This window comes from Lysobacter sp. Hz25, assembly GCF_046097045.1.
In the GTDB taxonomy this organism is placed as follows: Bacteria; Pseudomonadota; Gammaproteobacteria; order Xanthomonadales; family Xanthomonadaceae; genus Lysobacter; species Lysobacter antibioticus_B.
On the sequence record NZ_CP175666.1, the window covers coordinates 4,418,340 to 4,431,336 of the forward strand.

Genomic DNA, 12,997 nt, shown 5'->3' on the forward strand with positions numbered 1-12,997 from the left:
CCGTAAGCGGCGCATCGCGGTGGCGAGGCTTACTTCTTTTTCTTCTTGTCTTCGACCGGCGCCGGGGCCGGCTCGACCACCGGGGCCGCGGCCGGAGCGGCGGCGGCCGCAGTGCCGTTGCCCTTCGCAACGCGCACGCCCTTGGCCTTCATCCAGGCGCTGAACTCATCGGCGGTCATGCGCTTGCCGCCCTGGCTCATATCGAAGCGCCACGGCGTGTTGTCGAACTGGGTCTTGGGCTTGTAGGCGGCCGGGTCGTTGACCGAGGGCATGCCGGTCGATGCCGGCGTGGCCTTGGCGACGTTGCAACCGTCGAGACGGATGCGCAACAGCACCTGGTCGACCGAGAGCGCTTCGTCGAGCGCCTGCGAGAGCACGCCGGTCGGCGCGCCGAGCTGATGCGAGGGAGCGACCAGTTCCGGCGAAATCGGTGCGATCAGGGTCGGCTGCACCGGCTGCGCGCGGGCGGCGGTCAAGGCCGCGCAGTTGCTGGCGCCCTGCGCCTGCGCCGCTCCGGCGATGAGGAACAACGTCAATCCGGCGATGGCGTGGCGCATGACTCTCTCCCGTAGTTCTGCCCGGGCGCGAATACCCGGACGTCGTGCAAAGGCTATACGCCAGTGTAGGCGCGGGTGGCGGATCGAACAACCGGCGCGATCGCCAACGCGCCAGCAACCGCCGGCCGGATTCGCCTCGCACAAGAGCGCCTGCCCGGGTCATCGCCCGATCGTCACGCGCCCGTACTCGTCGTGTGACGACGCCTCTGCCGCCAGCGCGGCTCGCTGCGCGCACAGATGCGGAAAAACGAAGCCCGGCGCAAGGCCGGGCTTCGGGTGTTGCGGTGCGGGTTCCGAAGAACCCGCGGGTATCGCTTAGTTCTGGACGTTCAGCTCGGTGCGACGGTTCTTCGCACGGCCTTCCGGATTGTCCGAACCGTCTTCGTTGGTGTTCGGAGCGATCGGACGGCTCTCGCCGTAACCCACCGGACCCACCAGACGGCCAGCGTCCACGCCATTGCTGGTCAGGTAGTCGTACGCAGCCTTCGCGCGACGCTCCGACAGCTTCTGGTTGTACGCATCGGTGCCCTTCGAGTCGGTGTGACCGGCCACCTCGACCTTCAGGTCGGGGTAACGCTTCAGGATCTCAGCGGCTTCGTTCAGGATCGCAACCGCGTCAGGACGCAGCGTGGCCTTGTCGAAGTCGAAGTTGACGCCCTTCAGGTCGATCGTCACCGGCACCGGGCAGCCGTCCGGACCGATGGTCTGGCCAGCCTGCGAACCCGGGCACTTGTCGTCGCAGTTGTTCACGCCGTCGCCGTCGTCGTCCTTGTCGGCGCAGCCCGGCTCAACCACCGGAGCCGGACCGACCGGAGCGACGGGTTCCGGACCCAGCGGCACCACGATGCCGACCGAAGCCAGCACGTCGCCGAACCAGTCTTCCGACGGAGCGTTGACGCTGCTGTCGTCGAAGTCGGCGCGGTAAGCGAGTTCGGTGCGGATACCGACGCGGCCCAGGTCGCCCTGGATACCGACGCCGACCTTGGCGGCGAAGTTGCCGTCCTTGCGGTCAGCCGGCGACAGCGGCGACGGGATGAAGTATTCCTCTTCCGAACGCTGGTAGCCCAGGCCCATCAGCAGGTACGGGTTCCAGTTGCGGCCGTCGGTGACGAAGTGGCGGCGCAGGTCCAACGAGATGCCGTACTGGCTCCAGTTGGCGTCCTGGTTGGCGTCGAACTTCGGGTTCTGGTAGTTCAGCTCACCGTCGAGCGACCAGTTCTTGCTCAGGAACTTACCCAGGCCGATCGCGCCGAACGGAGCGTTGCGGGTACCGCGGTCGTTGTCCTGGATGTTCATGCCGGCAGCGCCGGTCAGGTACCAGCGGTCGTCGAAATCTTGCGCACTGGCCGCCTGCGAAAAGGCCAAGCCCGCCAGCAGTGCGGTGCTCAACATACGGATCTTCATATCTAACTCCTTCAGATCGATCGGAACGGGGGGTGATCGGGACTGTTTGATCGGGACAGTCTTATGCGGCGCTGACTCCTGTGACAGAGACACGCTCAGCACTGGCAGGGCCGGCGCCGCGGTCACTGGCGGGGGCGATCATACACTGTCAACGCGTTTGTTAATACCACTTAACGTAGTTCAGCCCAGTGAAGCCAGGTTCGTTAATTAACGTTTTCGGCAGCGGGTATGCCCGCCCTCGCGCGGATGCGCCGACGAACGGTCGAGGTTTAGAAACAAACTGGGCCGCCGGTCGGATTTTCCGAAGCGGCCGAACATAAAAACGAAGCCCGGCACGAGGCCGGGCTTCGGGTGTTGCGGTGCGGGTTCCGAAGAACCCGCGGGTATCGCTTAGTTCTGGACGTTCAGCTCGGTGCGACGGTTCTTCGCACGGCCTTCCGGATTGTCCGAACCGTCTTCGTTGGTGTTCGGAGCGATCGGACGGCTCTCGCCGTAACCCACCGGACCCACCAGACGGCCAGCGTCCACGCCATTGCTGGTCAGGTAGTCGTACGCAGCCTTCGCGCGACGCTCCGACAGCTTCTGGTTGTACGCATCGGTGCCCTTCGAGTCGGTGTGACCGGCCACCTCGACCTTCAGGTCGGGGTAACGCTTCAGGATCTCAGCGGCTTCGTTCAGGATCGCAACCGCGTCAGGACGCAGCGTGGCCTTGTCGAAGTCGAAGTTGACGCCCTTCAGGTCGATCGTCACCGGCACCGGGCAGCCGTCCGGACCGATGGTCTGGCCAGCCTGCGAACCCGGGCACTTGTCGTCGCAGTTGTTCACGCCGTCGCCGTCGTCGTCCTTGTCGGCGCAGCCCGGCTCAACCACCGGAGCCGGACCGACCGGAGCGACGGGTTCCGGACCCAGCGGCACCACGATGCCGACCGAAGCCAGCACGTCGCCGAACCAGTCTTCCGACGGAGCGTTGACGCTGCTGTCGTCGAAGTCGGCGCGGTAAGCGAGTTCGGTGCGGATACCGACGCGGCCCAGGTCGCCCTGGATACCGACGCCGACCTTGGCGGCGAAGTTGCCGTCCTTGCGGTCAGCCGGCGACAGCGGCGACGGGATGAAGTATTCCTCTTCCGAACGCTGGTAGCCCAGGCCCATCAGCAGGTACGGGTTCCAGTTGCGGCCGTCGGTGACGAAGTGGCGGCGCAGGTCCAACGAGATGCCGTACTGGCTCCAGTTGGCGTCCTGGTTGGCGTCGAACTTCGGGTTCTGGTAGTTCAGCTCACCGTCGAGCGACCAGTTCTTGCTCAGGAACTTACCCAGGCCGATCGCGCCGAACGGAGCGTTGCGGGTACCGCGGTCGTTGTCCTGGATGTTCATGCCGGCAGCGCCGGTCAGGTACCAACGATCGTCGAAGTCCTGCGCGCTGGCGACCTGGGCAAGGCTCAGGCCACCCAGCAGGGCGGCGCAGAGGAGTTTCTTATTCATCTTGTAGCTCCTTGGTTCAAAAATATGGAAACCGCGTCTGCGAGGTTTCTACCGTTCAGGACGGCCGCCTGATGACGCCATCCCGCGCAGAGTAGGTTTGCCAACGTGAAAGCGGTGTTAACAACCGTCTAACATTCGACCAAGTTCCATGAATTATGGAACCGGGTCGCAGTCCATTCAGTTTGGGCGTACCGAATCCAAACGATGGTTGTGCACATCCGGGGTGTTGATTAACGGGCCGGCTGGGCGAACAGGCTCATGAACTCGGTCACCGGCAGCGCTTCCAGCTCGGCCGGGTTGTTGGCCAGGGCCAGCAGGCGGTCGGCCTGGGCGGCCGGCAGCTTGGCGCGCACGGCGGCCTCGAACTTGGCCATCAGCACCGGGATGCCCTCGGCGCGGCGCTTGCGGTGGCCGATCGGGTAATCGATCGAGACCTTGTCGGTCGAGCTGCCGTCCTTGAAGAACACCTGCACCGAGTTGCCGATGTAGCGCTTGTCGGGGTCGAAGTAGTCCTTGGTGAACTGCTCGTTCTCCTTGACCGTCATCTTGTCGCGCAGGGCGTCGATGCGCGGGTCGGCGGCGACGGCGTCGACATAGTCGTCGGCGGTCAGGCGGCCGAAGATCAGCGGCACGGCGACCATGTACTGCAGGCAGTGGTCGCGGTCGGCGTAGTTCGCCAGCGGGCCGGTCTTGTCGATGATGCGCACGCCGGCTTCCTGGGTCTCAAGCTCGATGCGCTCGATCTGGTCCAGCTTGTCCTTGACCTGCTCGTGCAGCTTCATCGCGCACTCGACCGCGGTCTGGGCATGGAACTCGGCCGGGAAGCTGATCTTGAACAGCACGTTTTCCATCACGTAGCTGCCGAACGGACGCTCGAACTCGAACTGCTTGCCCTTGAAGGCGATGTCGTAGAAGCCCCAGGTCTTGACCGACAGCGCGCTCGGGTAGCCGACCACGCCCTTGACGGCGTTGAGGGCGTGAGTGACGGCGCGGCGGCAGGCGTCGCCGGCGGCCCAGCTCTTGCGCGGGCCGGTGTTCGGGGCGTGGCGGTAAGTGCGCAGCACGCCGTTGTCGATCCACGAGTGCGAGACCGCGGTGACGATCGCGTCCTTGTCGCCGCCGAGCATCTGGGTGGTGACGGCGGTCGAGGCCAGGCGCACCAGGATCACGTGGTCGAGGCCGACGCGGTTGAACGAGTTCTTGAGCGCGTAGCCGCCCTGGATCTCGTGGGCCTTGATGGCGTGGCCGAGCACGTCGCGCACGGTCATGGCCTGGCCGCCTTCGGCCTCGGCCTTGCGGCCCAGGTAATCGGCGACGCCGAGGATGGCGCCGAGGTTGTCGGAGGGGTGGCCCCATTCGGCGGCGAGCCAGGTGTCGTTGAAGTCGAGCCAGCGGATCTGCACGCCGATGTTGTAGGCGGCCTGGACCGGGTCGAGCTCGAAGCCGGTGTAGGGGACGCGCGCGCCGCCCTTCATCTCGGCGCCCGGCACCAGCGGGCCGAGGTGCTTCAGGCATTCCTTGTGGTCCATCGCGAGCGCGGCGCAGGCCAGCGAGTCCAGCAACATGTAGCGGGCGGTGTCGTAAGCCTCTTTCGAATCGATCTTGTAATCGGCGACGTAGTCGGCGATGTCCACCATCGGCTTGTCGGGGTCGGGACGGACGGTCGAACGGATATCGAAGTGGCTCATGTGCAAGGGGCCTGCGGGTGAGTGAGCCCGCTATTTTGCCAGACCCGGACGACGCGGCGGGGTCGGCCGTCCGCCTGTCCCACTTGCGGTTCTGTGGCGGACGTCCTTGCCTCGCGCAAGCGCCTTCAACAATGCAGCTCCATTCCGGGCATTGCGCACAACGGCAGAACGATCAGGCACAGCGGCCCAACTTGGAAAACAGCGCGAGCGGGATCACCCTGGGGTCATGGACATCCCGACCCGCCTGCCGACGCTGTTCCTTTCCCACGGTTCGCCGATGTTGGCGATCGAGGACACGCCCGCCGGGCGTTTTCTCGACGACCTCGGCCAGCAACTGCCGTGGCCGCGCGCGATCGTGATCGCCTCGGCGCATTTCATGACCGACCGGACTATGGTCGGCGGCCACGTCCGCCCGCATACCGTGCACGACTTCGGCGGCTTCCCCGAGCCGCTGTACCAGATCCACTACCCCGCCGCCGGCTCGCCGGACCTGGCCGAAGAAGTGTTCGATCGCCTGGTGGTTGCCGGCCTGCCGGCCAAGCTGCGCGATCACCACGGCCTCGACCATGGCGTGTGGGTGCCGTTGCGGCGCATGTACCCGCAGGCCGATATCCCGGTGGTGCCGCTGTCGGTGATGCCGCACGGCACCGCCGCCGAGCATTACGCCGTCGGCCGCGCCTTGTCGTTGTTGCGCGACGAAGGCGTGCTGGTGATCGGTTCGGGCGGTTTCGTGCACAACCTGGGCGACCTGGACTGGCGCCACCGCGACGCACCGATGCCGCCGTGGGCGGCCGAGTTCAGCGCCTGGATGCACGACAAACTCGCCGCCGGCGACCACGCGGCCCTGCTCGACTGGCAGGAACAGGCCCCGCACGCGCGTCATGCGCATCCGACCGTCGAACATCTGATGCCGCTGTTCGTGGCGATGGGCGCGGCCGGCGACGAACCGAGAGTGCGCACGATCCATCGTTCGCACGAGATGGGGTCGTTGGCGCTGGATGCGTTCGCGTTCGATTGAGGGACGGGTTAGCGCTATAGCCGGGCGGTCTGGTTTCGTCGCGCATGCAGTTGCGCGGTCGCGGCTCGCGCCGCTCCTACCCAAGAGCAGCCACGGCCGTTGCCGTTGCCGTTGCCGTTGCCGTTGCCGTTGCCGTTGCCGAGATTTTGATCTGCTTTGCTGCTTTGCCGGTCAACAGTAGACCCGGAGGGCGCCGCACAGGACGTGCGGCGTTTTCCGATAAGACAGGGACGTCTTATCGGAAAATCCCGGCGACAGCATCGCACTCGTGGCCTGTGCCCTTGCAAGGAGAGCCCTTTTCTTTGGTTACCTTTGACCGAAGGGAATCCAGTCGGACTTTTGGGCTTAGCAAAAGAAAGTAACCCGGCCGCGTAGCGGACGGAAGCCTTGCACTTGCTTGAAGAATGGAACATTGCGAATCCTTCCGCTGTAGGAGCGGCGTGAGCCGCGACCGCGTCGCATCAATCTCGCACCGATGCCGGCCGAAGCCCGTCAGGGTAGGAGCGGCGCAAGCCGCGACCACGTCGTGGCGGTATCGCGGCGCATCTGTCCAGCAAGATCAAACGCCAAAAGCTTCCGCCACTAAAGCGGCGGGTTACTTTCTTTTGTCTAAAGCAACAAAAGAAAGGTAACCAAAGAAAAATGCTTTTCTTTGAATCACAGGCCCGCACGAGCGGTGCCTCCGCAGGGATTTTTCATACGGGACATCCCTGTCCCGATGAAAAACGGCGCGCATCCCTGCGCGCCACCCTCCGGGTCTTCTTTAGCCTTCGCGAGTGCGAGACGGCGCACAGCAACAGCAACAGCAATGGCAACGGCAACGGCCGTCGCTGCTCTTGGGTAGGAGCGGCGCAAGCCGCGACCACGCAGCCGCGTGTTTGCGCCGAGACAAGATGGCGCCGGTCTGGCGGAAGACACGAACTAGAGAAGGATCCGACAGCCGTCGAAGCAGCAGCGACGACGAACCCTTCAATCGACCTCCTCACCCACCCCGCTCCCACGGCGGCACCTCGCCGAACCACTCGGCGAGAAAATCCACGAACACGCGCACCCGCGTCGGTACGAAACGGCGTTGCGGCATCACCGCGCTGATCGCGGTGTCGGGCAAGGTGTAATCGGGCAACACGCGCACCAATCGCCCGCTGCGCAGATCCTCGTGCACGTGCCAGACCGAGAAGTGGGCGATACCGAGCCCGGCGATCGCGGCGTCGCGCAAGACTTCGCCGAAGTTGCTCTCGAGGTGGCCGTTGACGCGCAGGCTGGAGGCATGGCCGTCGCGGTCGAGCAGGCTCCAGTACTCCATGCGCCCCTGCGCGCCGACCAGGAGCAGGCATTCGTGGTCGGCGAGGTCCTGCGGTATGCGCGGGGCGACGCGACGACGCAGGTAGTCGGGCGAACAAGCCAGCACGCGGCGGTTGTCGGCGAGCTTGCGCGCGACCAGGCTGGAGTCGTCGAGCGGGCCGATCCGGATGGCGAGGTCCATGCCGGAACCGATCAGGTCCAGGCGCTCGTCGTTGAGGTTGACGCTGAGCCGCACCGCCGGATAACGGCGCTGGAACTCCGGCAGCAGGGGCGAGATGTACATGCGCCCGAACGAGGCCGAGGTGGTCACGCGCAAGATGCCGCTCGGTTCGCTGCCGGCCTGGCGCAGGTCGGCGGTCAGGGCTTCGAGCTCTTCGATCACCGCGCGACCGCGTTCGGCCAGGGCGGTGCCTTCGGCGGTGGCGTGCAGTTGCCGGGTGGTCCGGTGCAGCAGGCGCACGCCCAGGTCGCGTTCGAGCCGCTTCAGGCGTTGGCTGGCGACCGCGACCGACAGGTCGAGGCTGCGGGCGGCGGCGCTGATCGAGCCGAGGTCGAGCACGCGCAGGAACAGGCTGAGGTCGGCGATGCGGTCCATGACATTCTCAACAAATCGTTGATAGTGATTCGTCATCTTGGGCGTTTTTCGACAAGATGCAACGGCCTAGGCTGCCGCATCGTTTCCGCGGACACGCCGTCATGCATGCCTCCTCCCCCGCTACGCCTGCCGCCCGCCGCGGCCTGCCGGTCGCGCTGTACGCGCTGACCGTCGGCGCCTTCGGTATCGGCACCACCGAGTTCGTGATCATGGGCCTGCTGCTGCAGGTCGCCGCCGACCTGCAGGTCGGCCTGGCCGCGGCCGGGCTGTTGATCTCCGGCTACGCCCTGGGCGTGTTCGTCGGCGCGCCGGTGCTGACCATCGCCACCGGGCGCATGCCGCGCAAGGCGGTGCTGGTAGCGCTGATGGTGATCTTCACCATCGGCAACATCGTCTGTGCGATCGCGCCGAACTACACCGTGCTGATGATCGCGCGGGTGATCACCTCGCTCGCCCACGGCACCTTCTTCGGCGTCGGCGCGGTGGTCGCGACCGGCCTGGTGCCGGCCGACAAGAAAGCTTCGGCGATCTCGATCATGTTCACCGGCCTGACCGTCGCCACCCTGCTCGGCGTGCCGGCCGGCGCCTGGCTCGGCCTGCACCACGGTTGGCGTTCGACGTTCTGGGCCGTGGCCGTGATCGGCCTGATCGCCACCGTCGTCATCGCGACCCTGGTGCCGAAAGAAAAGAAGGCGCCCGAGCCCGTCGCGCTGCGCAAGGAAGTGAAAGCGGTCGTGCATCCGCAGGTGCTGCTCGGCCTGGCGATGACGGTGCTCGGCTTCGCCGGCGTGTTCACGGTCTACACCTTCATCCAGCCGATCCTGACCCGCATCAGCGGGTTCGGCGAGGCGGCGGTGTCGCCGATCTTGTTGGTGTTCGGCGTCGGCATGATCCTCGGCAACATCCTCGGCGGGCGCCTGGCCGACAAACGCCTCGCGCCGGCCTTGATCTCGACCTTGATCGCGCTGGCTGCCGTGCTCGGGCTGATGACCTTCGCCCTGCACAACCAGATCGCTGCGATCGCCTTCGTCGGCCTGCTCGGCGTGGCCGCGTTCGCGACGGTGTCGCCGCTGCAGCTGTGGGTGCTGCAGAAGACCGATCCGGCCGGGCAGAACCTGGCGTCCAGCCTCAACATCGGCGCCTTCAACCTCGGCAACGCGCTCGGCGCCTGGCTCGGCGGCGCGGTGATCGAATACGGCCCCGGCCTCGGTGCGGTGACCTGGGTCGCGGCCTTGGTGACGCTGTCGGGCCTGGTGTTGGCGGTGTGGGCGGCGCGGTTGGATGCGCCCGGGCGGACGGCGATAGCCGTGGGCAAGGAAAGCGACGACGCGGTTGCCGCGTGCGCGGCGGGTTGAGTGTTGCCCCTCGTGCGCGTGCCGTTACACGTGCGTGCTTTCGCTGTTGCCCGTCATCCCCGCCTAGGCGGGGATGACGGGATGCGCTTGCGAGCCACCGGCTCGCGCATCAGTCAACGCCAGGGCGCTGTGCGCCCTGGTCGGGCCGCAGAGACTTCAGAGCCATGTCGCGGTAAAGCCCTGGATTCCCGCCTACGCGGGAATGACGGTAATCCCGACCCCTCACTCCACCGCGAAAAACCCCGGCGACTGCGTCAGCCGCTCGCCGAGGAACTGCAGAAACACGCGCGTGCGCAGCGGCTGATAGCGGCGCGAGGGATACAACAGGAAGGCCTCGTGCGGCGAAGCTTTCCATTGCGGCAACACCCAGGCCAGCTCGCCGCTGTCGATCAGATCCTGCACCAGCCAGGCCGGCGCCAACCCCAGGCCGCTGCCGATCAGGAAACTTTCGCGGATGCCGAGCGAGTTGTTGATGCGGTAACGGCCGTTGGCGCCGAGCTTGACCGTCTCGCCATCGGGGCCGTGCAGTTCGTAGTGCTCGCTGGCCCAGGCGAAGCGCAGGTAGTTGTGCGCGAGCACGTCCTGCGGCCGTTCGATCCTGGGATGGCTGCGCAGATAGCCGACCGACGCGACCAGGCCGCGCGGCGATACCGCGACGCGACGCGCGACCACGTTCGGCGGCAAGGTCGCGCCGAGCCGCAAGGCGACGTCCATGCCCTCTTCGACCAGATCGACGAAACGGTCGTTGAGGATCAGCTCGATCTCGATTTGCGGGTACAGCGCGAGGAACTCCTGCACCAGGCGGTTCATGCGCAGCACGCCGACGCTGACCGGCGCGCTGACCCGCAACAGGCCGGCCGGGGTTTCGGTGGAGCCGCGCGCGTCGGCGACCGCCTCGCCGTATTCCTCCAACACCCGCCGCGCGCGTTCGTAGAAACGCCGGCCTTGTTCGGTCGGGGCGAGGTGGGTGGTGCTCCGTTGCAGCAGGCGCACGCCGAGGTCTTGTTCGAGCGCGGCGACGATCTTGCTGACCGTCGGCTGGGTCGTGTGCTGTTCGCGAGCGACCGCCGACAGGCTGCCGAGTTCGACCGCGCGCACGAAGGTCTGCATGGAGCGGAGGGTGTCCACGGCGGCCTCGCTGTCGTTTCAAAGAATCATTCCAATATGGAATGGGCTATATGCGATTTTGCCTTCTACCGGCCAGATTCGGAAGAACCTAACTTGAACCCCGTCGAATCCGCGACGCCTACCGAACCCAAGCCATGAAGACTTCCCTGCTCAAGCCCCTGACCGCCGCACTGCTGGCCATCGCTTTCATCGCCCCGGCCCAGGCCGCCGACGCCGCCCGTTGGGTCGGCACCTGGGCCGCCAGCCCGCAGCCGACCTTGGCCCCCGATTTCGTCCTGCCCAACGGCGCCCCGGCCGAGTTGCGCGACCAGACCCTGCGCCAGGTCGCGCGGGTCAGCGTCGGCGGCTCGCGGGTCCGCATCGAGCTGTCGAACGCCTACGGCGACCGCCCGGTGACCATCGGCTCGGCGCATATCGCCCGCAGCGCCGGCGCTGCCGGCATCGAGACCGGCAGCGACCGCGCCCTGAGCTTCGGCGGCCAGCCGTCGGTAACGATCCAGCCCGGCGCGCCGGTGCTCAGCGACCCGGTCGAACTCGAGGTCGCCGCGCTCGGCGAGGTCGCGGTCAGCCTGTACCTGCCGCAGACCACGCCGCTCCAGAGCTTCCATTGGGAGGGCCGTCAAGACGCTTACCTCGTCGCCGGCAATCGCGTCGCCGACGCCGTCCTGGCGAAGGGACAGGTGCTGCAGACGCGTCCCTGGCTCAGCGGCGTCATCGTCGATGCGCCGCGCCCGACCCGCAGCGTGATCGCGCTCGGCGATTCGATCACCGACGGCGCCGGTTCCACCCCGAACCGTAACCAGCGTTGGCCCGACGCACTTGCCGCACGCTTGGCGCAACGCGACATCGCCGTGCTCAACGCCGGCATCTCCGGCGGCCAGGTGCTCAACGACGGCATGGGCGTCAGCGCCCTCGCCCGCTTCGAGCGCGACGTGCTCGGGCGCAAGGCCGATGCCGCGATCGTCCTGCTCGGCATCAACGACATCGCCTGGCCCGGCAGCAGCTTCGAACCCAAGCGCGAGGCCATGAGCGCCGAGCGCCTGATCGCCGGCTACCGGCAACTGATCGCCCGCGCCCGCACTCAGTCGGTGCGGATCGTCGGCGCGACGCTGACGCCATTCGAAGGCGCGCTCGAAGGTTCGCCGGTCCACGGCTATTACAACCTCGACAAAGACCGCGTGCGCCAGACGGTGAACGAATGGATCCGCAGCAGCGGCGAGTTCGATGCGGTGGTCGATTTCGATGCGGTCGTCCGCGACCCGCAGCACCCCACGCGTTTCCTGCCGGCCTACGACTCCGGCGACCACCTGCACCCCGGCGACGCCGGCTACCGCGCGATGGCCGCAGCCATCGACGAAACCCTGCTGTTCGGCCGCTGATTCCCCTTTCCCACGAGGACACCACCATGGATTACCGCACACTCGGCCGCTCCGGCTTCAAGGTTTCCGCACTCGGCTTCGGCGCCGGCACCTTCGGCGGCAAAGGCCCGCTGTTCAGCGCCTGGGGCAATACCGACACCGACCAGGCACGCCGCCTGGTCGACCTGAGCCTCGAGGCCGGGGTCAACTTCTTCGACACCGCCGACGTCTATTCCGACGGCGCCTCCGAATCGATCCTCGGCGCGGCGATCAAGGGCCGCCGCGACGAGGTCGTGTTGTCGACCAAGCTGACCCTGCGCGCCGGCGATGGCCCCAACGATGTCGGCGCCTCGCGTCACCATTTGCTGCGCGCCACCGACAAGGCGCTCAAGCGCCTCGATACCGACTACATCGACCTGCTGCAGCTTCATCACTTCGATGCGATGACGCCGGTCGAAGAGGTGATGTCGACGCTCGACGACCTGGTCCGCGCCGGCAAGGTGCGCTACATCGGCGCGTCGAACTTTTCCGGCTGGCAGCTGATGAAATCGCAGGCCGTCGCCGACCGTTACGGTTACTCGCGCTTCGTCGCCAACTAGACCTATTACTCGCTGATCGGCCGCGACTACGAATGGGAGCTGATGCCGCTCGGCCAGGACCAGGGCGTTGGCGCAGTGGTGTGGAGCCCGCTCGGCTGGGGCCGCCTGACCGGCAAGATCCGCCGTGGCCAGCCGCTGCCCGAAGGCAGCCGCCTGCACGACACCGAAGGCTTCGCCCCGCCGGTCGACCCGGAGCGTTTGTACCGCGTGGTCGATGCGCTCGACGAGATCGCCGCCGAGACCGGCAAGAGCGTGCCGCAGATCGCCTTGAACTGGCTGCTGCAACGGCCGACCGTATCGACCGTGCTGATCGGCGCGCGCAACGAGGAGCAACTGCGGCAGAACCTCGGCGCGATCGGCTGGAACCTCGATGCGGCGCAGATCGCGAAACTCGACGCAGCCAGCGCCGTCACGCCGCCCTACCCTTACTACCCGTATTGGAACGGACAATTCGCCGAACGCAATCCGGCGCCGGTCTGATCCCCACGCTCGCTCATCCCCTCATTCCCTCGTC

9 protein-coding genes and 1 pseudogene are annotated in these 12,997 nt (G+C 66.6%); 4 read left to right on the top strand and 6 right to left on the bottom strand.

The window, feature by feature from the left end:
- Positions 1-29 precede the first annotated feature (29 nt).
- From ACKN61_RS18185 to ACKN61_RS18200, 4 genes are all read right to left on the bottom strand, one after another.
- Positions 30-557 carry a hypothetical protein gene (locus ACKN61_RS18185; protein ID WP_031374238.1) on the bottom strand — a complete coding sequence of 176 codons (528 nt, stop codon included), beginning with the start codon at positions 555-557 and terminating at the stop codon, positions 30-32.
- A 315-nt stretch (positions 558-872) separates the two neighbouring features.
- Positions 873-1,961, bottom strand: coding sequence for an OmpA family protein (locus tag ACKN61_RS18190; RefSeq protein WP_408950707.1), 1,089 nt, complete (start codon positions 1,959-1,961; stop codon positions 873-875).
- 390 nt (positions 1,962-2,351) lie between these two features.
- Entirely contained in the window at positions 2,352-3,440 is a 1,089-nt protein-coding gene (locus tag ACKN61_RS18195) for an OmpA family protein (protein ID WP_408950708.1), read from the bottom strand.
- 230 nt (positions 3,441-3,670) lie between these two features.
- Entirely contained in the window at positions 3,671-5,128 is a 1,458-nt protein-coding gene (locus ACKN61_RS18200) for a bifunctional 2-methylcitrate dehydratase/aconitate hydratase (protein ID WP_408950709.1), read from the bottom strand.
- A 226-nt stretch (positions 5,129-5,354) separates the two neighbouring features.
- On the opposite strand from ACKN61_RS18200, the gene ACKN61_RS18205 reads away from it, so the two are divergent.
- Entirely contained in the window at positions 5,355-6,146 is a 792-nt protein-coding gene (locus tag ACKN61_RS18205; RefSeq protein WP_223620359.1) for a class III extradiol ring-cleavage dioxygenase, read from the top strand.
- Between the two features lie 982 nt (positions 6,147-7,128).
- On the opposite strand, the gene ACKN61_RS18210 is transcribed toward ACKN61_RS18205, so the two are convergent.
- Positions 7,129-8,043: a LysR family transcriptional regulator gene (locus ACKN61_RS18210; RefSeq protein ID WP_223620358.1), complete on the bottom strand. Its 915-nt coding sequence runs from the start codon at positions 8,041-8,043 to the stop codon at positions 7,129-7,131.
- 101 nt (positions 8,044-8,144) lie between these two features.
- On the opposite strand from ACKN61_RS18210, the gene ACKN61_RS18215 reads away from it, so the two are divergent.
- Positions 8,145-9,398 (top strand): MFS transporter, encoded by a 1,254-nt coding sequence (locus ACKN61_RS18215; protein ID WP_408950710.1) that lies wholly within the window; start codon positions 8,145-8,147, stop codon positions 9,396-9,398.
- Positions 9,399-9,620: 222 nt separating this feature from the next.
- On the opposite strand, the gene ACKN61_RS18220 is transcribed toward ACKN61_RS18215, so the two are convergent.
- On the bottom strand, positions 9,621-10,526 hold the full coding sequence (locus ACKN61_RS18220) for a LysR substrate-binding domain-containing protein (protein ID WP_408950711.1): 906 nt from the start codon (positions 10,524-10,526) through the stop codon (positions 9,621-9,623).
- Between the two features lie 134 nt (positions 10,527-10,660).
- On the opposite strand from ACKN61_RS18220, the gene ACKN61_RS18225 reads away from it, so the two are divergent.
- Entirely contained in the window at positions 10,661-11,905 is a 1,245-nt protein-coding gene (locus ACKN61_RS18225) for an SGNH/GDSL hydrolase family protein (protein WP_408950712.1), read from the top strand.
- A gap of 26 nt (positions 11,906-11,931) precedes the next feature.
- Positions 11,932-12,963 (top strand): annotated as a pseudogene (locus ACKN61_RS18230) (aldo/keto reductase).
- The last annotated feature ends 34 nt before the right edge of the window (positions 12,964-12,997 follow it).